The sequence below is a fragment of the Steroidobacter flavus genome, from assembly GCF_042651805.1.
GTDB lineage: Bacteria > Pseudomonadota > Gammaproteobacteria > Steroidobacterales > Steroidobacteraceae > Steroidobacter > Steroidobacter flavus.
In genome coordinates this window covers 213,505-236,240 of record NZ_JBHSDU010000010.1, presented here as the reverse complement: position 1 = coordinate 236,240, position 22,736 = coordinate 213,505, and the positions used below count along the sequence as shown (strand labels likewise).

Annotated in this window: 20 protein-coding genes and 3 pseudogenes; 9 read left to right on the top strand and 14 right to left on the bottom strand. The window is 60.6% G+C overall.

Annotated elements, in window-relative coordinates; all coding sequences use genetic code 11:
• Positions 1–52: 52 nt before the first annotated feature.
• Positions 53–1,579 (bottom strand): MFS transporter, encoded by a 1,527-nt coding sequence (locus tag ACFPN2_RS22450; protein ID WP_380600759.1) that lies wholly within the window; start codon positions 1,577–1,579, stop codon positions 53–55.
• Positions 1,580–1,688: 109 nt separating this feature from the next.
• Between ACFPN2_RS22450 and ACFPN2_RS22445 the strand changes: the two genes are divergently transcribed.
• Positions 1,689–2,528: a LysR family transcriptional regulator gene (locus ACFPN2_RS22445; protein WP_380600757.1), complete on the top strand. Its 840-nt coding sequence runs from the start codon at positions 1,689–1,691 to the stop codon at positions 2,526–2,528.
• 87 nt (positions 2,529–2,615) lie between these two features.
• On the top strand, positions 2,616–3,038 hold the full coding sequence (locus ACFPN2_RS22440; RefSeq protein ID WP_380600755.1) for a hypothetical protein: 423 nt from the start codon (positions 2,616–2,618) through the stop codon (positions 3,036–3,038).
• Here the strand turns inward: ACFPN2_RS22440 and ACFPN2_RS22435 are convergent.
• Complete coding sequence (locus ACFPN2_RS22435) at positions 3,009–3,317, bottom strand: hypothetical protein (RefSeq protein ID WP_380600754.1); 309 nt, start codon at positions 3,315–3,317, stop codon at positions 3,009–3,011. The two genes, ACFPN2_RS22440 and ACFPN2_RS22435, sit on opposite strands and share 30 nt — an antisense overlap.
• Before the next feature lie 198 nt (positions 3,318–3,515).
• On the bottom strand, positions 3,516–4,361 hold the full coding sequence (locus ACFPN2_RS22430; RefSeq protein ID WP_380600752.1) for a hypothetical protein: 846 nt from the start codon (positions 4,359–4,361) through the stop codon (positions 3,516–3,518).
• A 199-nt stretch (positions 4,362–4,560) separates the two neighbouring features.
• Between ACFPN2_RS22430 and ACFPN2_RS22425 the strand changes: the two genes are divergently transcribed.
• Positions 4,561–5,157 carry a GNAT family N-acetyltransferase gene (locus ACFPN2_RS22425; protein WP_380600750.1) on the top strand — a complete coding sequence of 199 codons (597 nt, stop codon included), beginning with the start codon at positions 4,561–4,563 and terminating at the stop codon, positions 5,155–5,157.
• A gap of 48 nt (positions 5,158–5,205) precedes the next feature.
• Here the strand turns inward: ACFPN2_RS22425 and ACFPN2_RS22420 are convergent, their stop codons facing one another.
• Together ACFPN2_RS22420 and ACFPN2_RS22415 are read right to left on the bottom strand one after the other, a co-directional pair.
• Positions 5,206–6,015 (bottom strand): restriction endonuclease, encoded by an 810-nt coding sequence (locus ACFPN2_RS22420; RefSeq protein WP_380600748.1) that lies wholly within the window; start codon positions 6,013–6,015, stop codon positions 5,206–5,208.
• A 155-nt stretch (positions 6,016–6,170) separates the two neighbouring features.
• Positions 6,171–6,332: pseudogene (locus ACFPN2_RS22415) on the bottom strand (type 1 glutamine amidotransferase domain-containing protein); the annotation flags it as partial.
• Between the two features lie 67 nt (positions 6,333–6,399).
• On the opposite strand from ACFPN2_RS22415, the gene ACFPN2_RS22410 reads away from it, so the two are divergent.
• Positions 6,400–6,954, top strand: a complete 555-nt coding sequence (locus tag ACFPN2_RS22410; protein WP_380600747.1) for a dihydrofolate reductase family protein — start codon at positions 6,400–6,402, stop codon at positions 6,952–6,954.
• A 40-nt stretch (positions 6,955–6,994) separates the two neighbouring features.
• Here the strand turns inward: ACFPN2_RS22410 and ACFPN2_RS22405 are convergent.
• From ACFPN2_RS22405 to ACFPN2_RS22390, 4 genes and pseudogenes are all read right to left on the bottom strand, one after another.
• A pseudogene (locus ACFPN2_RS22405) lies at positions 6,995–7,144 on the bottom strand (ClpX C4-type zinc finger protein); the annotation flags it as partial.
• Between the two features lie 6 nt (positions 7,145–7,150).
• Positions 7,151–7,291, bottom strand: a pseudogene (locus tag ACFPN2_RS22400) (glyoxalase superfamily protein); the annotation flags it as partial.
• 713 nt (positions 7,292–8,004) lie between these two features.
• Positions 8,005–9,597, bottom strand: a complete 1,593-nt coding sequence (locus tag ACFPN2_RS22395; protein ID WP_380600745.1) for a transglycosylase SLT domain-containing protein — start codon at positions 9,595–9,597, stop codon at positions 8,005–8,007.
• Positions 9,598–9,599: 2 nt separating this feature from the next.
• The gene (locus ACFPN2_RS22390) at positions 9,600–10,007 is read right to left on the bottom strand and encodes a BlaI/MecI/CopY family transcriptional regulator (protein WP_380600744.1); all 408 of its coding nucleotides are present in this window, start codon (positions 10,005–10,007) and stop codon (positions 9,600–9,602) included.
• A gap of 124 nt (positions 10,008–10,131) precedes the next feature.
• Between ACFPN2_RS22390 and ACFPN2_RS22385 the strand changes: the two genes are divergently transcribed.
• Positions 10,132–11,079, top strand: a complete 948-nt coding sequence (locus ACFPN2_RS22385; RefSeq protein ID WP_380600742.1) for a polysaccharide deacetylase family protein — start codon at positions 10,132–10,134, stop codon at positions 11,077–11,079.
• Between the two features lie 66 nt (positions 11,080–11,145).
• Here the strand turns inward: ACFPN2_RS22385 and ACFPN2_RS22380 are convergent, their stop codons facing one another.
• From ACFPN2_RS22380 to ACFPN2_RS22370, 3 genes are all read right to left on the bottom strand, one after another.
• Entirely contained in the window at positions 11,146–11,781 is a 636-nt protein-coding gene (locus ACFPN2_RS22380) for a pyridoxamine 5'-phosphate oxidase family protein (RefSeq protein ID WP_380600740.1), read from the bottom strand.
• A gap of 138 nt (positions 11,782–11,919) precedes the next feature.
• On the bottom strand, positions 11,920–12,123 hold the full coding sequence (locus ACFPN2_RS22375; protein ID WP_380600738.1) for a hypothetical protein: 204 nt from the start codon (positions 12,121–12,123) through the stop codon (positions 11,920–11,922).
• A gap of 27 nt (positions 12,124–12,150) precedes the next feature.
• Positions 12,151–14,559: an alpha-L-arabinofuranosidase gene (locus tag ACFPN2_RS22370; protein ID WP_380600737.1), complete on the bottom strand. Its 2,409-nt coding sequence runs from the start codon at positions 14,557–14,559 to the stop codon at positions 12,151–12,153.
• A 185-nt stretch (positions 14,560–14,744) separates the two neighbouring features.
• Here ACFPN2_RS22370 and ACFPN2_RS22365 point away from each other — a divergent pair, with 185 nt between their 5' ends.
• Together ACFPN2_RS22365 and ACFPN2_RS22360 are read left to right on the top strand one after the other, a co-directional pair.
• Entirely contained in the window at positions 14,745–17,639 is a 2,895-nt protein-coding gene (locus ACFPN2_RS22365; RefSeq protein WP_417774532.1) for a glycoside hydrolase family 9 protein, read from the top strand.
• A gap of 48 nt (positions 17,640–17,687) precedes the next feature.
• Positions 17,688–18,650 carry a c-type cytochrome gene (locus ACFPN2_RS22360; RefSeq protein WP_380600735.1) on the top strand — a complete coding sequence of 321 codons (963 nt, stop codon included), beginning with the start codon at positions 17,688–17,690 and terminating at the stop codon, positions 18,648–18,650.
• A 198-nt stretch (positions 18,651–18,848) separates the two neighbouring features.
• Here ACFPN2_RS22360 and ACFPN2_RS22355 read toward each other — a convergent pair whose 3' ends face one another.
• Entirely contained in the window at positions 18,849–19,517 is a 669-nt protein-coding gene (locus ACFPN2_RS22355; protein ID WP_380600733.1) for a hypothetical protein, read from the bottom strand.
• A gap of 25 nt (positions 19,518–19,542) precedes the next feature.
• The gene (locus tag ACFPN2_RS22350; RefSeq protein ID WP_380600731.1) at positions 19,543–20,166 is read right to left on the bottom strand and encodes a hypothetical protein; all 624 of its coding nucleotides are present in this window, start codon (positions 20,164–20,166) and stop codon (positions 19,543–19,545) included.
• Between the two features lie 171 nt (positions 20,167–20,337).
• Between ACFPN2_RS22350 and ACFPN2_RS22345 the strand changes: the two genes are divergently transcribed.
• Both ACFPN2_RS22345 and ACFPN2_RS22340 read left to right on the top strand, forming a co-directional pair.
• Positions 20,338–20,493, top strand: coding sequence for a hypothetical protein (locus ACFPN2_RS22345; RefSeq protein WP_380600730.1), 156 nt, complete (start codon positions 20,338–20,340; stop codon positions 20,491–20,493).
• A 698-nt stretch (positions 20,494–21,191) separates the two neighbouring features.
• A complete protein-coding gene (locus ACFPN2_RS22340; RefSeq protein WP_380600728.1) occupies positions 21,192–22,727 on the top strand; it encodes a PAS domain-containing sensor histidine kinase in 1,536 nt (511 codons plus the stop codon).
• The last annotated feature ends 9 nt before the right edge of the window (positions 22,728–22,736 follow it).

Here is a 22,736-nt window from a genome sequence, read left to right as displayed (position 1 = left end):
GAACGAAATGTACCACAGCAAACATCGGCGTCCGCTCAACAACCTCGCGCCATTACGACCGTGAATCCGAACGATGCTGGCATTCGAACAGAGCCTGCTCCTCGCCACGATGAAAGATCATGGCGCTGATCATGGCCGAGATCCACACGCCCACTGCGCCATACATCATCACCGAACTGAATCCGCTGACCAGCGCCGAGTGAGCGATGCTATCCCCCAGCGACACCGCAGCGAGCGAGTTACCCGCGGCGATCTTCTCTGCCAGTAACTGCAGTGACCTTGTCATAACGGACTCATCCAGAAGCTTACGCAACGCATTCTCGATGCCAGCGGTCAGGATCAACCCCATCACAGCAATGTTGATCGCAAGCGTGATGAATCGGGCACTCATATCGATGCCCGATGCCATGCCCGCACGCGCCGTCGGCACCGCGCCGGTGGTCGTGTTGGTGACAGGCGTATTCGTGATGCCGAGCCCGATGCCCGCCAGCAAACATCCCGGCAGCATCGTGCGCCAGCTCGCGTGCTCGACCAGGCTGCCGTATCTCATGAGCATGAAGCCGAAGCCGATCGTGAACAGTCCGATGGGAATCACACGAGCTGGCGTATAACGCAGGGCGAGCCGCTCGCCGAGCGGCGGCAACAACAAGGTCGGCAGTGTATAGGCGAGTAGCGCAAGGCCGGTCGTCGTGCTGTCGTAGCCGAGCCCGCTTTGAAAATACAGCGGCAGATAAATCACGAACGGCCAGAAACTGAGATTCATACCGACGGAGCCGACCAAAGCCCCGGAAAAGGCTCGAATGCGGAATACCGCGAAATCGAACATCGGTTGGCGACTCCAACGTTCTATGAGCAGGAACGCGATCAGGCTTGCCATCGTCACAGCGAGGATTGCGATCGAGGCGGGACTGGCAAATCCCAGTTCGGCGCCTTGCGTGATGAAGTAGGTCAACCCGAACACCGCAAGCGACAACGTGACGATGCCGCCGATGTCGACCCTTCCTGCGGCTGGATCCCGGGACTCAACCGCGAAGGCGAGCACCAGCACCGTCGTGATCGCGGCGATCGGCACGTGCACGAGGAACACCCAAGGCCATCCCAGCACCGCAGCGATCGCACCGCCGATGGTCGGACCGAAACCGAGACCGAGCCCGAACACGATTCCCCAGGCACCAAACGCCCTGCCCCGCGCCTGCGCGCCCTGGAACTGCGATGAAAGGACGGCGATCTGTGAGATCAGCATCGCGCCTCCGGCCGCGCCCTGCAGGAAGCGGCTCGCAATCAGTACCGGCGTGCTCTGCGCCAGACCGCAGGCCAACGATGCCAGCCCGAACGCGATGACACTGAGCGCGAGCATGCGCTTTCTGCCAAACCGATCGGCCAGCGAGCCAACGGCCATCAGCACCGCCGTGCAGGCGATGGTGTACGCATTCATGATCCACTGCAGATCCTTGAAATCCCCCTTCAGCACGCCTTCGAGCGTCGGCAGAATCACCGGCACACTCGATATCTCCAGCCCGAACATCAGCGAGGCCAGACACACGGCCGTGAGAGCGAGCCGGTCTGCAACAGTCATCATCCTGGCCTCACGAGGCAACAACGGAGCCCGAATTTTGGGCACGCGAGCCTCGTGACGGAAGTGAATTCATTTCCTATGATTCAGTGTCATCCTTCATGAATCGATGCTCATGGACTTCGACCCCACCCTGTTGCGCGCCTTCGTCGCCGTCCACGACGCCGGCGGCTTCACTCGTGCAGCTCAGCGCCTGCATCTGACCCAGTCGGCGGTCAGCCATCAGATTCGCCGACTGGAGGAACAGATCGGGCGGCCGCTGTTTTATCGAACCACTCGCAAGCTCACCTTGACCGAGGACGGCAGTGAATTCTTGCGTCACGCCCAGCAGATCCTCACGTCTCTCGATGCGTTGACTCGCCGCTTCCAGTCGTCCATGACAGCAGGCGTGGTTCGTTTCGGAACGCCAGAGACTTTCATGGGCGAGCGGCTTGCGCCGCTCCTGGCCCGGTTCAGTCACGCTTTTCCCTCGGTGCGACTTGACGTGAACGTCGGGACCTATTTCGATCTGCGCTCGATGATCGATGCGGGCGAGCTCGATCTCGCCGTGGCGCTGTCGTTACCCCATGAAGAGCATCGCAACACCGTGCTGCGCAAGTCACAATTCGTGTGGGTCGGCTCGGAAACATTCGCGTCGCGGGGTGCGGCCTCCCTGCCCCTGGCCTTCGCGCCCGCGCCCTGCGTTCATCGACAGATCGGCATCGCCGCACTGGCCGACACGCCGGTCGATTGGCACGTCGCCTTCACATCGCCGAGCAATGAAGGCATCTCCGCCGCGGTCCTCGCCGGTCTCGCCATCACCGTGCAGACCCGGTGCAGCCTGAAACCTGGAATGAAGATCGTCGATGGGCAGTTTGGTTTGCCAGCGCTACCGCAAGCGGAGTTCACTTTGATATGGCGCGCAGGTGAGATCGCACCGGCCGCCAAAGAATTCGGACGACTGCTGCTTCCGTGACGTTACGGATGACTTGTTGCTGTCCAGTGACAGCGCGACTCCATCGGCGCGCGGTAAGATCATTCCATCGAAGTCACGATTGGCTCTATGTCGATGATCGACGCGATCGCACTGACCGTTCACGCCGTCTTGGCCAGCGTGGCCCTGGTGCAACTTGTCGCATTGTTGTTATCGGGTAGAGCCGAAGGAATCATCGCGGGGGTTTTGTTTGCGGTTTTTATCCTGCCGCTGGTCCCCGCGATTCGCCGCGCCCTGATCGCTCGGAATATTACCGCCTCACTTCAACCCAGAACGGGCACCCAAGCATTCCTCGCCACCGTTGCCGGTGGCTCCGCCCTCGTGCTGCTTGCCCTGGCCTGTGTCGGCGTGCCGGGTTACGACCCAACACTCGCCGGTGAAAATCGCCTCGGCCACTTGCTCTTCGCCTGCGTCCTGTTGTGGATCGCAGGCGTGTTGAGGGAATGGCGCGCTCGCGGGTCATCACCTCGGGATGGGTATGATCCACACTGAATTGCCGACGGTCGACGCCAGCACGAAGTTGCCGTCGCCGCTGAACGATCTGTCGAAGTCCAACTCTGGGAAGTTGACGCCGCTGAGCGCCAGGGAATTGTCCGGGTTGTAGACCCTCACGTCGTCCATCCCCGAGCCGAACATGACCATCTGATCGCGACTCGTGAACTTCGGATCCGGGAGAAACTGTGTCATACGCATCAGCTCGACGATGGACCCCAGGGTCTGGCCGTTGAACATGATGAAGCGCCGCTCGGCATTGAGCGGGGATCGGGTCATGTAGACCCGCGACCCGTCGAAGTTGGCGGCGCGTATCGCAGGAACCAGTTATCGCCGGCGTTGAGGATGCCAGTCTGCGTCCTGACGAATCGTTTGCGCGCTTGGTTGAAATCCAAGGAGTAGCGCACGTCGCCCTCGAACATCAGGCGATCGTCGCCGGACACAGCGAAGGGCCCGACCGGCCCGGAACCCACGGACTCACCCGTTGCCGCCAGATGCACTGTGCCAGCCTCGTCCAGCAGCACTCCTACGCCATTCGGTAGCGGTGACCGACGCGATGGGCAACGTTCCATTGGCCCCGAGCTGCAGCGTCACTTGTTGAGACAGGGAAAGCGGAGCTCCTGCGACGCCGCTGACTGACACATACGCGGGTGAGGACTCAACCGCCGGCCTGCTCATCAGCACGGCAATGTTGTACGTCTGTGCGCCCTGCGTGCCGGTCGAAACAGTGACAGAACCCTCCAATCGCTGGGTGATCGACAGCAGCTCGGGCCTCAGGGTTACAACCAAAGCTGCCCCACCGGTGCCGCTGGTTCGCGACAGCGCGATCCAAGGCTGGGTGGCGGTCGCTGTCCACGCACCGGAGTTGGCCGCGATATTGAGCGTTCGCGTCGGGGCGGGTTGTCCCAGCACATGATCGATATATGCGGTTCCGCCGCTCGAGTTGTCGCCGCCTTCCACTGAGAACAACGGGGGCGTCACTCGCACTGTGTACGGCAGGTTGATCGGGGTGCCGCCGACCGTCGAACTGCAGGCTGGATCCGGGCAGGCGCGAATCACGATGCGACCGCTGTAATCGCCTGCAGCCATGCGTAAGGCGGTGATCGTCGCGCGTGCGTCCGCTTGATTGACCGTGATGCTTGGCGCGGCGATGCCAGGACCTTCTACGGCCGCGACAATGTACAACGGATTGGGTGGCGTGCCTCGCCAGGTGGCGGTGACGGATGTTGAAGCTACCGTCGGCGCTCCCTCGCGATATTCGAGCAGGACGCTGCTTTGTTGGAGCTGGATGGTGAAACCGCCCGAGCTAGCTACGCCTCCCACTCAACATCCGTTTGGACTGCAACCCAAGACTTTACTTATTCATCGCCCACAAGCCGCTACTTGTCGGCGGCCGGAGTCTGGCAGACGTGACAGTTCAACGTCGAGCGTGTGAAGGCTTTTTCAGCCGCCCATCGAATGCTTTCCTTCTAACAAGTTAGACTGGAGCGAAAGACTCATCCTTTGGCCCGACTCTCCTTCCATGACCCTTGCCCGCGATACCCACCGAATTGACTCCGAGCGACTTATCTTCCGAAGAATTGAGCCCGATGATCTTGAGTTCTTCACCCAGGTCCATGCCGATCCGGAAGTCGCACGATATCTCTCGCACGGAAGGCCTCGCGCTCCTCAAGAGTCGGTCGCGTGGCTTCAGTCCGTTCTCCGAACTTACGAGGATTTCGAACTGGGGCAGCTGGCAGTGCTACGCAAGTCCGACAGCATGCTGATCGGTCGCTGCGGATTGAGTGACTTGGCGGTGGAAGCCCGAGCCCGCGCAGCCGCCGTGCCACGAGGGTGGTATCAGCGCGATGACGCGCCGGCCGATGCGCAGATCGTATTTGAGCGGGAGCTTGGGTATACCTTCCACCGGAATAGCTGGGGACAGGGCTACGCGAGCGAGGCCGCTCGCTGCGTTTTCGAGTATGCACGCGATGTATTGAAGGCCCCGCGCGTGATCTCGCTCATTCATCCGGAGAACAACCGTTCCTTGCGGGTCGCCCAACGATTTGGGGTACAACGCGAGGACGTCGTCGAAGTACTGTCACGCCCGTTTGATCGGTTTGCCTGGCCGATCCCTTGAAATAGTCTGCTCAGGCCCTCGATCCTTTCATCCTGGTCCAGTCACGTCTCAAGCAGACCTAACTCCGCGACAGCGCGGATAAGAGCTGCAGCCCCAGAACGTTTGACCAGCATGCGGCCCGCGGGTCGCCTTCCGCCGCATCATAGCGCCGCCGCACGCAGGACATGTCGGATCGACAGTGGCAGCCCGAGTGGCAGGGTTGGTGTGCTTGCCGATGGTAGGATCCATGTAGGGCTCGGGCTCGCGGGCCTGCGCGATCATTTCGGCGAGTGCCGGGCCGTCGATCAGTTCAATCTCGCACTTGTGCGCAAAATCACGCGCTTCATTCGTGTACTCACCCGAGGCCACGAAGAAGCCACCGGAGGCATCGCCAGCCGCGATCACACCGTTGAGCTCGCGGATTGGCTTCACGCCAACCTTTGTTAGTTTCCACTGCTTGCACTGGACGTAGAACTTCGCACCGTTCTTCTGAAGCACCAGATCGACACCGCCATCCGCCCCGTCCACTGCATTCTCCATGACCGCATATCCGCGGCGGCGGAACGCCTCGCCAACGATCGATTCGAACTGTCGCCACGCGAGCTGTCGCACCTGCTCGATGCTTGTAAGCTCGTTGAATCTTCGCTTGATGAGAAAAGCTCGAGCGAAGCTCAATACACCGATGAAAAGAAACAGCCCTGCCAGAAAGGCGGCACTGTTCTTGGCCACAACGGCAATTCCAGCTGAGAACGGGTTACCCGCCAGATAGAGAGGTGCGACAAACGCAAACAAGGCATATGCGACTGCAGCGACGACAACGCTCACCCACCACGGAAGCACCAAAAGCACGTCAGCCAGTGATTCACGTCGCTTCGCCATGTGCGGCTCCGTTTGTGACATGGACGAGTTTAGTGAGCCTCCGGGTGGTTAACCGTGACATGGGTCGCCTTACGATGGCGCGAGGCCGAGAGGCAACTAAAGTATTGCAGCTATAAAGCGCGAACCGCCGACGTACAACGACTCGCGCTCACGACTCAGACCTTCTTCTTCAGTGCCGCAGCAAGCTCCTTCGCCAACGGTCCGGCCGACGCGGGATTCTGACCGGTGATGAGTCGCCCATCGACAATCACGCGCGGTTGCCAGTTGGTCGTCGAGGAATATTCGGCGCCCTGTGCCCGCAACGCGTCCTCGATCTCCTCGAGGTCAGAACACACCCGGCGCCGGAAAATGGAAGCAGGCACGATCATCGGGTACGCTCACGTCATGCAACCGCTTCGCTATGCCATCAACGTCACGTTGGACGGGTGCTGCGATCACAATGCAGGCATCGCCGACGAAGAATTGCATCGTTACTGGGCCGAGCAGCTGGCGCGGGCCGATGCCCTCCTCTTTGGTCGGGTAACTTACGAAATGATGGAGGCAGCGTGGCGGCTGCGGGCGGGCGTGAGGCCCGATTGGATGGCCGATTGGATGGAACCGTTCGCCCGCACAATCGACGCGGCGAAGAAATACGTCGTGTCGAGCACCCTGGACCGCGTCGACTGGAACTCAGAGCTCGTGCGCGGGGATCTGAGGGAAGCTGTTCAGCAACTCAAGCAGCAGCCGGGTAAAGGACTGTTCGTGGGCGGCGTGAAGCTGCCGCTGGCATTGGCGCAGATGGGATTGATCGATGAGTATGAATTCGTCGTGCTGCCCAGGCTGGCGGGCCATGGGCCGACGTTGTTCTCGGGGCTATCGAAGTATATCGACTTGAAGCTCGTGAGCCGGCAGGAGTTCGGTTCGGGCGCGGTGGCGCTGCGCTATCAGCCGAGAACATAGCTCTCTGGCCTCAGGCCGTATCGGCATTGACTTGCGCGCCGAGAGCAACGCATTCATCGCAGATGAAAACGCACCGTGATGCCCCCCGGCTGCCGCACCCTCCTTCAATGAGGCTTCGTACTTCGTGCTGCGACTTGCCGCAGAACGAACAAGATAGCTGCTCCGGGGAGTGACCCGAGCCCACGTTCAATCTTGCCGAGAGCGTGTTCCAGTCAGCGAAGCCAAACTGCTTCGCCACGATCTCGAGACATTCGCTATGGGATAGGAAAACGCGGCGGGCAGCCAGAGCGCTGCGAAGGGACTTCGCCATCGCCTTGGGATCGTTGTAGGTGGGCATCACTGATCCTCCGTTCATGGCGAACATGATCGATCAGCGCTTGCATTGCTGATCTATTCGCCATTCGGTTAGAGATCAGATCCTCTGAGATGAGTGCATTCACCGTTCCTCCCGGGGGGAGGCGCAAGCGGCGGGCTGCACCGAGCCTGGCGACAACGTACTGCTATCGGATCAACGGTGTCAACTGGACGGGCTCAATGCAGCCTTTCGAGAATTCATGCGCTGTTCGCAGCCTTGTAACCTCGATACTCCTTTCCCCACGCCCACCGCGGCTCGTCTCGTTCATCTGTGGCGCAGAGGTGGACCTCATTCCACCGTTTTGATTTCGACAAGCCGAGCCACCGCTCATCCTGAATGCCCACCCGTGCCGACCAGGCGAGTCCACTCTCGTCCGCTGTGACGCTCACAGTTATTGGAACGGAGCCGTCGGGCAAGAGCGTCATCAACCCGAGCGCTTCCAATGAGCTCTCTGATTCGCGAACCACTCGAAACAGCGCCCAGCCATCGACGACGATGTCTTCCATTCCCCAAAGCATCGCGTATAGGGAAACGGCTACATCACCGTCCGGCTCATCGACATCAACCTTGATTGAGAACAGCCGAAGTAGCTGTTGGCGAGCGGACTCCATCCTGGCGGCACCTCGACTAGCTCATCCGTAGCGGTTGTAAAACAATTTGGAACACCAAGCTGTCGACATCGGGCGACACCGGTCTCATTCGATCATCGCGGGATTCTTCATGATGAGCGCGATGGCCATTACACGCGCCAGATAGTCAGCATCATTCTCGAAGCCCTGTTCGATTGCTTGCCACGGATCGCGTGAGCCTGTCGCACGCATCGCCTCGTCTACCATGCGCTCACCAGCGTTGTAGGCGAGCAAGGCCAGCCCCCAATCATCGAAGCGCTCGTGGAGGCCGCCAAGCATGCGCATGGCGGCGTCGGTCTCCAACGTGACGTCGAGGCGCTCATCGATATCGCCATTGATCGCGAGTCCGAACCGCCGGGCCGTCGGCTCGATGAACATCCACAGCCCGGCCCCCTGTCGCAAATTATCGCTGGGCGGCAGATTGCGATATCCCGATTCGACCAACGGCACCGCCATCAGCTCCAACGGCAGTCCGTAATGCGCGATCGCTGCCGTAATCAGCGCTTGGTGTTCTTGCATGCGCCGCAGGCTCGCGCGCACGAAGGCTCTGCCGTCGGGCGTGCCGAGCAAACGATTGAGCTGCTCCACGACCCGCTCGTTCGCGACGAACGGAAAGTCACTGCCGCGCCGAGCGACTGCCAACATGCGCTGTGCCTCCTCGGGCGAGATCCTCCGATCCTGAATCGTCGAGGAAAATGCCATGGCGGTACCAGCCATGGTTACCAGCACTACACCGCCGAGCATCGCCGCCGGCCAGCGTCGACTACTTGCCACTCGTCCCGTCAGAAGTGCCTCGACCCTGCGCCTCAAAATGCCGCCCGCCCCTGAACCCAGCATGCTCACGCAGATCGACGTAACGCGCGGGTCCACCGCCGACTCGGCGACTCGCAGCAGGCAGCGACAATATTCCTGGGGCGAGAGCTTCCGAGATCCGATCAGCGCCTCGTCGCACGAAAACTCCTGAAGCTCCGCAATGCTCTTGTGCAGCCAATGCATGGCCGGATTCCAGAAAAACAGCAGGCGCAGCAGCTGGTAAGCGTATGTCACTCGCGTATCGAGCTGTCGATGATGCTGAGCTTCGTGCCGAATCGCCATGCGAACATCGACGGGCGACACGATCAAGTCTGCGGGCAGCACGATGAAGTGCACTCCAGGTATCCACAGCGAGAACGGCACGCGCACTGTCTGAGAGGACAGCACCCGCACGCGCCGGCGCGTCGCGATTGTCTGCGCATCGATGATGATGCGACGAATTCGCGTCGCTTCCGCGAAAAGCCCTGTGAGAAAGGCAGCTGCGCCTGCTACGAACAAGCTCAGCGTGACCGCGCGAACTGCGTACAGAGGCGCTGAGACTTCCGACGACGCGACGGAAATACCAATTCGATGCGTATTTCCGGAGCTGTGAGTGAGATCACGCATCGATGCGCCGGACCAGATCTGCGCGTTTCTAGGAAGCCATTCCTCGCTCTGCGATAGCAGCGATACGCTCGGCAGCGTCACCGCCGCAATCGTCAGCACGTATGCAATTTGCAGCTGGCGTCGATACGCGATTGCGGCGATCGAGCGATCGCCAACGCCACGCAGACAGGCCACTCCAATCGCTGCAAGCAGCAACAGAAGGTTCGCAACCAAATACATGTTCACCGCGTGCACGGTCATGGTCACTTTCCTTTCTTCCCCAACAGCGCGCGGATCTCAGCAAGGTCGTCAGAGCTGAGCGACTCAGTATCGAGCAGGCGGCGCACGAGGAGCGCCGGGGTGTTGTCGAACACGCTCGTCACCATCCGCTGCACGGTGCTGCGCTGATAGTCCTCCTTGGAAACAGCAGCTTCATACACGTGCCCGCGGCCCTCCTTCGAGCTGAAGACGTAGCCCTTCTGCTCCAGAATGCGCACGATCGTCGAAACGCTCGTGTAAGCCAGCTCGCGCTCGGGCCGCAGCTGTTCGACGACTTGCAGCACCGAGCAAGGACCGATGCGCCAGATGACATTCATCATCTCCAGCTCGGTCGCCGTCAGCGGCTTCTCGCTGGGCTGTGAGATACGCGAGACCCGGGATTTTCTGACCATGAGCTTCGGTTGCGACGTGATGCCGGCATCGTAACTAAAGAATTAGTTGCTAGCAACTAAGAGTTTAGTCATGATCCGCCCGCGCCGGCTCTGGCGCACTCCACGGATCAGATGAGGCGAACACATGGATGCACCCTACCGCGGCATCAGCCGACGCACCTGCATGGGCATGATGATGAGCGCGCTGCTGGGCTGTCGCGGCTCGGCTGCCTTAGCGGCCTCTCCGCCGCAGATCGCAATCACCATCGACGATTTCGACCTCAATGCGTCGACGCCGCTACTCGATCCCGAAGAGAGAAATTCGCTGATACTCGACACCTTGCGGGCAATGCGCGTGCAGGCAGCCGCGTTCGTCTGCGGCAAGCGGGTCGACAATCCCGACGGCAGGCGGCGCCTGGCGCTGTGGAGCGATGCCGGTCACATGCTCGCCAATCACACGTACTCGCACTGGCACTATCCCGAAACCGACTTCGATCGTTTTGCCGCCGACGTGCTGCGAGCCGAAGCAGTGATCGCGTCGTATCCAACGTTCCGCAAGTGGTTCAGATTCCCGTATCTGAAGGAAGGCGCCACTGCCGAGCAACGCGACCGAATGCGAGCGTTCCTCAAAGCCAATGGCTATCGCATGGGCTACGTGACCGTCGATGCCTCGGACTGGGCAATCGATGCGCGGCTGCGTAAGCGCCTGGCTGAGGACCCGCATGCGGCATTGGACGTCTATCGCGCGTTCTATCTCGAGCACCTGTGGGATCGCACGCAGTTCTACGACCGCCTCGCCCGGCAAGTGCTGCAGCGACCGGTGAAGCACACGCTTCTGATTCATCACAACCTGGCTGCGGCATTGTTTCTGCCAGATCTACTGCAAATGTACGTGCAGCGTGGCTGGCGCATCATCGATGCCGAAACGGCGTTTCAGGACCCGCTGTTCGCCGCCGAGCCGCACATCTTGCCGGCCGGCGAAAGCATTCTTTGGGCGCTGGCCAAGCAGTCAGGCCGGTTCGCCGAAGTGCTGCGCTATCCGGGAGAAGACGAAGTCTACGAACGCCGCCGGATGGACGAGCTGAGACTGTGAGAACCATGCGTCGCGCACGGTGCACTGAGTTCCTGCACCCGTGCTCTCAGACGAATGCCTGCCCGACTATTTCTTCGCGAGCCTGTTCGCGCTCATCTGGTCACGCAATGCCGCGTTTTCCGACTCCAGTTGGGCAAGGCGCTCATGCAGCGGATGCACCGCTTCGGCGACCTGCTGTTCGGAGAAGCGCGGAGTGATGTGCTGCGAGCAGTTCCAGTCGAAGGTTTCGAGCCGCACCCGCAGGATCCGCTCGAGCTTCGCTCCATAGGCGACGTCCGTGACCAGCTCAGTCAGCGCCGGGTCCGCGTCGAGCGCCAATTTCTCTACGTGCGCGTAGATCTTGAGCCTCGCGCGCTCGGGATAGTCCATCAGAAAGAGGCAAGCCCGGTCGTTCGCCGCGAGATTTCCAATGGTGATGAATTGACGGTTGCCTCGATAGTCGGCGAACGCCAGGGTCTTGTCGTCGACCACCTTGAGGAAGCCAGGCGGTCCACCGCGGTGCTGGACATACGGCCAGCCCGTCTCGGACACCGATGCCACGTAGAAGCTGTCTCGCTCCGCAATGAATGCGATCTCGTTCTCGGTGAAGCGATCGAACTCCCGATGACCCTTGAAGTTCCGCCAGATGCGATCAGCTCCAAGCTCGACCTGTGCGGCACGGACGCTTGGCGTGATGGCGACATCTAAAAATCCGTACGACATGATCATCTATCCGATGTGAGATTCGGACCGATGATGCAGCTCCCTGCGATCCAAAACAAGACGGCCGACGGTGACGTTCATTCTTCTCTCCCGTCCAAACGGCCTCAGAATCGGAAGCGCGCGGTCAGCTCGATGAAGTCAATCGCGGCGGCCGGGCCTGTATGCTTCAGAAAGTCCCGAGGCGAGAAGTGTGTATAAATCGACGATCTGCAGCGAGTCGCGCACGCCAGTGACCACCACTTCCTCAAGCTCACCCGCGCTCTGATTCTGAGCCAGCCCGGTATTGGCGAACAGCGCCACGCTCGCAACCGCCATCCACGCTCGCACACTCCGTGTACGCATCTCTCATCCTCCTGTTTGGCCCGGTCCTCAGTCGAGAACGAGGTCGATCACCGTGGCAGAGTATGGTGCCGGCGAATAACGCAACGTCGAGCCTGAGATCACCAGATTGGACTGCTGCACATCGGCTGACCCCTCGCCGGTACGCGCGGCCTCGTCCTGTGGAATCCCATAGCTGTACACGCGGGCCTTGCTTCCCCTCTTCATCCCCGGGATCTTGATGGCGGTCTCGAGGCTGGCGCTCGGATGTTTGTTGATCAACAACAGCCGTAACGACTTACCGCCCTCGCGGACGGCATAGACACCCAAACTGGTGTAATCGCTCTGGGCTGGCACGACCCACTCTCCGCCGCGCGCGAAGTGTTGGAGTAACTTGTAAACGTAGAAAGTCGGATAGCGATCGGCGGGGCCGGCCGGATCCGCCTCGTTGACGATGCCGTAGTCGCCATACCGGCGCCAGCCATACAGCGACGAGCCATTGTTGTTGCCGGCTTCGCGGCCATTGCGCAAATCCCACCAGACCATCGCCTTGAACTCGGTCTGCAGAATGTTGCCGATGCTGTCGGCGAGGAACAGGCCATTGACCAGACTGGTCGTCTGCTTGCCAGGATTGCTGTAAACCGAATTGTTCTCGGTGCAAATCAACTCGACGCGACGGCCGCTGGCGCCCAGGTAGTCGTCGACCATCTGCCGGAGGTTGGTCGCATCGCTGGACCAGCTCGCCGCGGAGTTCAACAGAAACAAATCGCTCTCGCCGCCCGGTCCCTGCTCATAGCGATGATAGATGACGAAATCCGGCGTGATGCCGAGGTTGCGCAGCGTCGTCAGCATGACCGGCGTCCAACCGTGATGGACCGCCCCCGTGCGAGGATTCGTGACGGGATGGTCGGTATAGATGACCTCCGAGTCTTCGCCTCGCTGAACCACGGCCCCGATTCTGATACTCGGGTCGATGGCCTTCATCCTTTGGTAATACTCACGGAACCGATTCGCGTAGGTGACCGGATCGTGCGGCCGATCGTTGTTATCGGCCTCCCAGGTACCGTAATTCTCATTGCCGACTTCCCAATACTTGAACGCGTACTTCTTGAACTTGTTCGAATATCGGACCCACTCGGCCGCTTCCTCAGGTGTGCCCGTACCGTAGTTCACCGTGATGAAGACAGAGGCCTGCGTTGCGACCGCCACTTCTGCGAACTCATCGAAGCTCGTCGCCCACTCGAAGGTCTCACCGTCACTGGTGTTCGTGCTCCAGTGATACACGTCGGACAACGATCCGCCCGGGAAGCGCAGAACTTTGTTGTTGAGCTCCTTGAGCAGCGCAGTGGTGTTCGGCGAGTAGAAAGCGGCATCCCATACTGCGGCGTTCACACCGAACAAGCGATGATCCACGAGACGGACCGGTCGCTTCGGATCCACGCGAACGTTGACGACGCTCGGCGGCGGCGCGAACTGCAGTCCCACATCGTCGACATAGAAGGTCGGCTGGTTGATGCCCGCATTCTCCTGCAACCAGATGCCCGTGAGTGCCGCGACATTCGCCACGCCGAGATCCGCAAGGGGAATCGTGACCTCCTGCCACGAATTCGGCGCAAGCGGTCCGAGGGTCACGGCGGGTTGGGCAACGTCGCTCAACAGCGCGATGACATTGAGTGTCTGCCCGCCTTGCGGTCCGCCGTTGATCCAGAACTTCAGCGATGCGTACGGCAGCGTTGGAAATGCGTTGTGCTGTAGATAAAGCGCCGCGAACGCCCCCGCCGTCACGGCGATGGAAGTCGATCCCGTATGGACGCTGGCGGTGCTCGCGGGATTGACCGATGCCCAACTCCAGTTTTGCCAGCCGTTGATCAAAGCATCGTCATAGATCCCCATGCCGTCGATGCGCAGCGGCGGCGTCGGCGGCGTGCCCGATTCCAGCACGATATCGTCCACATAAAACGTCGCTGAGTCCTGGCCGGCCCCTTCCTGAATCCAGAATCCATTGACGTCGTTGCGACTGTCCGCGCCGAGCGCGCTCAACGGCACGGAGACTCGCTGCCAGACATTCGCTGTCAGCACTTCGATCGGAATGCCAGGTTGCGCCACGTCGTTCACCACTGCGACGACCTGCAAGCGCTGCCCACCCGTGGCGCCGCCATTCACCCAGAAAGTCAGGTTGAGCAGTCCTCGAGTATCGACCGGCGCGGCGGCGGATCGAAGGTACGCAGCCGACCACGCTGTTGGTGTCACTGCCAGTGAAGCAGCCCCTGTATGCACAGCGGCCGCGGAAGCCGTGTCGGTGACGGCCCAACTCCAATTCTGCCAACCCGGCGCAATGGCATCGTCGTAGATGACGATATCTGCACGCGCAGTGCTGATGAAGAAGGCAGCGATAGCCGCCAGTGTGGCGATGAGGCTCGGAATATATCGAGCACGTGCACGCCCGCTAAAAGCTTCCATACTTTCCCCCGGCGGCGTTTGTGAAATCCGTTTTACGGACTAGATAACACAGACATGGGATGCATCCAATATGGAGGTCGCCGTGGGCGTGCATTCAGAAATTCGGCATTGACAGCGATGTCTTTTTGAGTATGGTGGCATCCACGTCCACTAACCCGTGGAACGTCGACACATGGATGTGACACATGATCCATCGCGCACTGCTGCGCGCTGCGAGCTTTATCGTCGCGTGCCTGGTCCTTTTCTCGCCGCCGCTGCTGGCGCAAACATTCAATTACGCGGAGGCTTTGCAAAAGTCTCTGTTCTTCTATGAAGCACAGCGCTCTGGCGACTTGCCCGCGTCCAACCGGGTGAATTGGCGCGGCGATTCGGGAATGCAGGACGGCGCCGACGTCGGACGCGATCTCACCGGTGGCTGGTACGACGCAGGCGATCACGTGAAGTTCGGCCTGCCCATGGCGGCAAGCGCCACGATGCTCGCTTGGGGAATCGTCGAGTACCGCGCCAACTACGTGCAGGTCGGTCAACTCGATGAGGCGCTCAATCAACTGCGATGGGCAACGGATTATTTCATCAAAGCGCATCCCTCGCCGAACGAGCTCTATGGCCAGATTGGCGCGGGTAATGCTGATCACGCGTGGTGGGGGCCGGCAGAAGTCATGCAGATGGCGCGGCCCTCCTTCCGCATCACAACCGCCTGCCCGGGCTCGGATCTGGCGGGTGAGACCGCCGCGGCGCTCGCCGCAGCCTCCATCGCTTTTCGACCCAGCGATCCCACGTACGCAAACACGCTGCTCACACACGCGCGGCAGCTCTATTCCTTCGCGGACACTTACCGAGGCAAGTATTCCGATTGCATCACCGATGCCGCGTCGTTCTACAACTCCTGGAGCGGCTTCAACGATGAGCTCGTGTGGGGCGCCATCTGGCTCTACCGGGCCACCAACGAGGCCGCGTTCCTCACCAAAGCGGAGAGCTATTACGCAAATCTTTCCAACCAGCAGCAAACGAGCGTCAAGTCATACAAGTGGACCCACGCGTGGGACGACAAATCCTACGGCAGCTATGTGCTACTCGCGAAGCTCACAGGCGCCACGCGCTACCACGAGGACTCACAGCGCTGGCTCAACTGGTGGACCGTGGGCGGCACTGCCTTTGGCGCCGATGGCACGCGCGTGAACTACAGCCCGGGCGGGCAAGCCGTGCTCGATCGTTGGGGATCGCTGCGCTATGCGGCGAATACCGCGTTCGCAGCCCTCGTTTATTCCGACGCCATCGCCGATGCAACGCTGAAAGCCCGTTATCACGATTTTGCCGTGCGCCAGATCAACTACGCGCTCGGCCAGAATCCGTTGAACCGTAGCTTCGTCGTGGGCTTCGGGACGAATCCACCTCGGAATCCCCACCATCGAACCGCGCACGGCTCCTGGACGGATCAAATCACCAATCCGACGATCAGCCGCCACATTCTCTACGGCGCGCTGGTCGGTGGCCCAACCTCGCCGAATGATCAGTACACCGACGATCGCTCCGACTACACCATGAACGAGGTCGCCACCGACTACAACGCCGGTTTCACCAGTGCGCTGGCGCGCCTCGTCGGTGAATTCGGTGGCACGCCATTGGCGAGCTTCCCGACGCCGGAGCCGGTCGTCGGCAATGAAATCTTCCCCGAGGCGTCCATCAACGCGTCGGGTTCCAACTTCACCGAGATCAAGCTGCTCCTCAACAATCAATCCGGCTGGCCGGCTCGTGTCACGGACAAGCTTTCATTCCGCTACTACTTCACGCTCGAACCTGGCGTGAGCCCGAGCCAGATCGCGCTGACTGCAAATTACAACCAATGCCCGCCGCCGACCGGCCCCACGCAACACTCAGGCAACATCTATTACGTCACGGTGAGCTGCAACGGCACCAAGATCTATCCGGGCGGACAGCAGCACTATCGCAAAGAAGTGCAGTTCCGGATTGCGAGCTCCGGTGCGTGGGATGCAAGTAACGACTGGTCGTTCACGGGCGTATCGACGACGCCGGGCTCGACGCCCGTGCTCGTACAGCGCATTCCGGTCTATGACAATGGCGTGCGCGTCTTTGGAAGCGAACCGGGCGGCGGGGTCGTAGATACTCAGCCACCGACAACGCCAACGAATCTGCGCGTGACCGGGACGACGAGCTCAACTGCTTCTCTCGCGTGGGATGCATCGAGCGACGATGTGGGCGTCACGGGCTATCAAGTCTTCCGCGGCACCACTCTGGCGGGGAGTGCGACATCGACCACGTTCACGGACACCGGACTCACCGCCAACACGACGTACTCCTACACGATCGTTGCTCAAGACGCGTCGGGTAAACAGTCCGCTGCAAGCGCATCGGTCAGCGCAACCACTACTGCTGTAACCCAGGACTTCGCCATCGCTGCGTCTCCTGGCACGCTTTCCGTTGCTCGTGGCTCGAGTGGCACCGTATCTATTGCGATTACACGTACCGGTGGCTTCACTGGTGCGGTCGCCTTGAGCGCCAGTGGTTTACCGAGCGGCGTCACCGCCAGCTTCAACCCAGCGTCGGCAACAGGCGCCAGCTCGACACTCACACTCACCGCTGCGAGCAGCGCGACCGCAGGCGCAGCTACAGTCACTGTGACAGGCACGTCGGGCTCAACGACACGAACCGCCACCATGACGCTCACAGTGACCGCACCCGGCGGCGATGGCACCGTCACCGTGACACCGGCCGTCACGAGCAGCGGCGGATACTTTGTCGAGGAGCAACTGCGGATCGCGAACACAGGAACGTTAACCGCGCTCTCGGTCACCATCACCGTTCAGCGCACTACCGGCATCGCGTACTCTGGCCAGTACAATTCCGTCGGCTCGAGTATTAGCCAGAGCAGCAATAGCACGGCTGGCACCATCACGTATCAATACACGTTGTCCGCCGGGCAAACGTTGGGGCCGGGGACGAATCGTACCTTTGCTGCCCAAATGAGCGGCACGGGCACGGTGCATCCAACCAGCGGAGACACCTATACAGTGACGTACACGAGCGGAGGCCAGAGTTTCACTGCGTCTGGTACGTTCTGATGGAGATTTCTGTCATAGAATCGAGCATCGCGCCGCTTGAACGGTCCTATGAAACATTCCATCAAGGCACTTGCTCTGCTCGCCGCGCTTGCATCGGTCTCTGGCACGGTCGATGCGGAAGTCCCTGCCTGGGCCTATGCTTTGAATCCCCCCGCTGCGCAGCCGGCCATCGATGACGAGAAGCCGCAACGAGTTCCTGACAGTACCGCGAGCTTCACTCGCCGCGAGATCGCGGCGATTACCGCTCAGCCGCCCGATTGGCACCCGGAGGAACATCCAGCGATGCCCGGCATCGTAGGGCGCAGCCGTGAACCTCGGGTCTATGCCTGCGCCTTTTGCCATCTACCCAATGGCGCAGGACGCCCTGAAAACACCAACCTCGCCGGATTGAGCGCCAACTATATCAAGGCCCAGATCACGGCCTTCCGCGAGGACAAGCGGTTGGGCTCAGAGCCAAGACGCGCACCTCAGACTAATATGATCGCGCTTGCCAAGGAGCTGACGGATCTCGAAATCGAAGAATCCGCAACGTACTTTGCCTCGTTGACTCCGGTGTCCTTCATCAAGGTCGTAGAGTCTCCAACCGCCCCGCGCACGATAGTCGCCGGTTGGATGCTCAACAAGGCGCCCGGCTCGAACACCGAACCGATCGGTGATCGGATTGTCGAGTTGGCCGAGGACGTTGATCGCTTCGAGAACCGCGATTCGCGCACGCCATACATTGCATATGTACCGACAGGAAGCCTCGCGCGCGGCGCCGATCTAGTCGCCACAGGTAGTTCAGGACGCACCCTGCCCTGCGCGGCCTGCCACGGCGCAGATCTGAAGGGGGTGGCTGATGTACCGCGAATTGTCGGCCGCTCTCCGAGTTATCTCTTTCGACAGCTGTACGACATGCGCGGTGCTACACGCACGGGAGCGGCTTCAGAGCTGATGAAACCCGTCGTCGTGCACCTGACGGATGCGGATATGGTGGCGATAGCGGCTTACTTGGCGAGTCGAACGGATTGATCTATTGAGCTGCTACAGAATTCCTACAGACAAGTACCCTGGTGCGTAGAGCCTTGATGGACCATTTCACTTGCGCGGAGCGCGAGCGCTGTTACCTTCGTTGATCAGTCACTTTGTTCTTCAGCTTGTGCTCGCGGGCGCGGAATTCCGCTAGCGACGGTCGCACGCGGTTCCATTCCGTCTGCCTTCGCTGGCCTGTCATCGTTTCATCAGTTTGTTCTGCTCGGCGCAGTAATCCGCCATCGCCGGCCGGACCAGACCTGCCCTCTCCAAGCCTGCGTTGGAGATGGCAACATCCTCTGCGCTCAAATGCGGATCCCGTCCGAGCTCCGCTTTGGGCGTCCCCACGAGCAAATTCGCGCGCCTATTCAGCATCGACTCCGGCATGCCGACATAGGCCCACTCCGTACCCTTTAATTCGAAGGTGGGATACGTGACGTACGGTTCGCCAAAGCGACGGGCATAGTCACAGTAGTCCACCGCGCTCGCGAGCAACCGCCAGCGCCCCGTAGCCGGATCTCTATCGAGCACCAAGGGCTCCATCGCGTGCGACCACGTCGGCAACTTGCGTCCTTCCTCGACGATGGTGACCGTAGCCTCGGACACCCACCTCGAGGTCGGTCCGCCCATTTCAGTCAACACTCTGCCGTAGCGGGTGCTGCGCTCGACCTGCACGCTCGAGCCGTCGGCAAGCCTCACCTCTTCGGTCCACTCGAAATGTTTCTTCTGGCAGCCGGCGAGCATGAGCATCGTGATACCTATGGCGAGTTGCGCAATCTGCCAGCCCGGCGGGATACCGACCCGGTTGACCTCGTTGCGGTTGTAGGCAGGGGTGGATACGTGGGCGAGTTCGGTTATTCGATCCATGCGCGCGGTTCCCTTCGTCGATTTGTCACTTCTTCCACAGCTTGAGTTGGACGGCGCAGTAATCCGCCATCTCTGGCCGGACCCAGCTCGCTTCCCCCACCCGTCTGTTGGAAATGGCGATATCCTCTGCGCTCAGATGCGGTTCCCGCCCAAGTTCGGCCTTGGGAGCACCCACAAGCAAGTTCGCCCTACGCTTCAGCATCGACTCCGGCATGCCGATATAGACCCACTGCGTGCCCTTCAACTCGAACGTGGGGAACGTGACATACGGTGGGCCAAAGCGACTGGCATACTCACAGTAGTCCACCGCGCTCGCCAGCAATCGCCAGTGACCTGTCGCCGGATCCTTGTCAAGCAACATGGGTTCCATTGCATGCGACCACGTCGGCAACTTCTGTGCTTGCTCAATGATGGTGATCGTGGCCTCGGACACCCACCTTGAGGTGGGGCCGCCCATTTCGGTCAACACTTTGCCGTAGCGGGTGCTGCGCTCGATCTGCACACTCGAGCCGTCGGCAAGCCGCACCTCTTCGGTCCACTCGAAATGTTTCTTCTGGCAGCCGGCGAGTACGAGCATCGCCAGACAGATCCCAATGGCTCTCACGCTTCGCTCCAACTCAAGAAAATTTAAGGCGTTGTGCACACACATCTAGCATTCATCGTTCTCTCGCTACCTCATCCGTGACCTTCCTCACGGGCGACAGCACATACTCCAGCACGCTGCGCCGACCTTCTATGATTTCCGCATTCGACGAGAATATCCCGCACGATGCCGGCCTCCTCGGGCTGCGCGATCTTCACGTAAAAATCGTTCGAGTGCATGACGGTCCGGGCACCCACCAGCAGCACCCGCGAGCATCTTCAGCTGCTCGGCCACGCACTCCGTGATGAACGCCTGATTGCCGGTGAAAACCAGGAACAGGAACATCGCGATGCCGAGCGCGATCAACGTGGTCTGGGGGTAATGGATGCGTAAACAGCGGCAGCACGGTGCGAGACCGGGGCGGTTGTGGAAACCGGCGAGTTGAGCTGCCGAATCTTGACAGCTAGCGGAAGACGCCACGCGAGAACGGCGGCGAGCGAGCCGCGCCGTTGCTCGATCCTCAGGCCAAGCTCGTCGGCGGCGGCCCCAAGCGCATCGGGCCCTAGCGGCGGCGGGAACCGCTGCGCGAACAATCGGGCATCGAACGCCGATTGATTCAACGTACAGGCCGTGGAAAGCAGCCAGACTGCGTCTTCGAACCCTGGCGTATCGTCCGCACGCGGGCGCACCGGCCCGTTCTGATCCTCAAGCTCCATCTTCGACGCCGCTGCCGTCCCTGTTGTTCTGATTGTTGAATGCTGAACGTTATGTTCAGCATGGCAGCCGATTGTTTCATCTTTGCTACAGCCACAGCGGAGCAGCTCGGGCTCCTCCAGCTACCGCCACCGCACCGACATGATCAGGAAGTAGTCGCAAGCGTCCCGCTGCGCCGGACCCGCGCATCGTTCTCCAACAAGCGAGACCATGTACGTAACTGGAGCTAGTGGCCCCGGTCCTTCCGAGCCATATCGTTCCCGCCGGAACTTTATTAGCGCCCGAGCATTCATTCGAGTTAAGGGTACCGGATTCCTAGCGAGATGACACGAAAGCGCGGCGGTCCCGCCGGCGGCGGGCCTGAAAGCTCAACTCCCATGATCGCCAGCCTCGACAGCAGCGGCCAACACGTTGCGCGCTTGATCGAGGGCATTCGAGATTGCGCGATCTATATGCTGGATCCGGCCGGCATGGTGGTCTCCTGGAATCCGGGCGCGGAACGGATCAAGGGATATGTGGCCGAGGAGATCGTCGGGCGCAGTTTTTCCGAGTTCTATACCCCGGAAGACCGCGCTAATGGTTTGCCCGCGCGAGCATTGGCCACCGCAGCGGCGACGGGCAAATTCGAGGGCGAAGGTTGGCGCGTCCGAAAGGACGGCACCAAGTTTTGGGCGATCGTGCTAATCGACGCACTACGCGGGCCGAGCGGCGAACTGCTCGGATTCGCGAAAGTGACGCGAGACATGACCGAGCGACGCCTCATGCAGGAACAGTTGCATCAATCGCAAAAGATGGAGGCGATCGGTCAACTCACAGGCGGAGTCGCTCACGACTTCAACAACCTGCTGACTGTGATGCTGGGCAATCTCGACACCCTTTCTCAGATCCTTCCCGCCGACCAACCTCGCTGGCAACGCTGCGTCGACCAGGCCTTGCGAGCGGGCGAACGAGCGGCCAGCCTCACGCAACAACTATTGGCATTCGCACGTCGCCAGCCGCTCAAGCCCAAACCGGTGGACATCAACAGATCGCTTCAGGCGTGGACGGAAATGGTCCGTCGCACACTGCCGGAAAGCATCAACGTCCGCCGAATCGAAGACACTACGGTGGGAATGGCGGAGGTCGATCCCAACCAACTCGAAAGCGCACTGCTCAATCTCGCTGTGAATGCCCGAGACGCGATGGCGGGAGCCGGCACGCTCACGATCGAAACCGCGACCGCGCATATCAGTGACAATGAGGTACGGCTATTGCCTGATCTCAAGCCGGGGACCTATGTCCTGATTTGCATAACGGACACTGGCAGCGGAATGACGCAGGAAGTGATGGACCGCGCCTTCGATCCCTTCTTCACCACAAAGCCCATGGGCCAGGGCACTGGCCTCGGATTGAGCCAGGTATTTGGGTTCGTGAAGCAATCGGGCGGGCACATCAAACTTTATAGCCGTCCGGGACACGGCACGACCGTGAAGATCTACCTGCCCCAATTGCAGGATGCCGAGGTCTCGCCAGCTGCGAGGCGCCAACCGAGTCCAGGCAGTCGAACTCGCGAGGAAACCATCCTCGTGGTCGAGGACAACGATGCAGTGAGGAGCTTTACGACGGACACGCTGCGCGACTTTGGCTTCAGCGTCATTGAAGCAGTCGATGCCTCGGAAGCGCTGAAGATCCTGGATCGCGATAGAAGCGTCGACCTCTTGTTCACGGATATCGGGCTGCCGGGGTTGAACGGACGCGAGTTGGCCGCGACGGTACAGCGCAGATACCCGAGGGTCCGTTTGTTATTTACCAGCGGCTATGCGCAGATGCCCTCACCTACGATGACCAGTGCCGTGATGGAGATCCCCTTGTTATCGAAGCCCTTTACGCGGGCGCAGTTGTACGAACGGATCTGCCAATCGCTCGACAGCTAGGCCGCGACG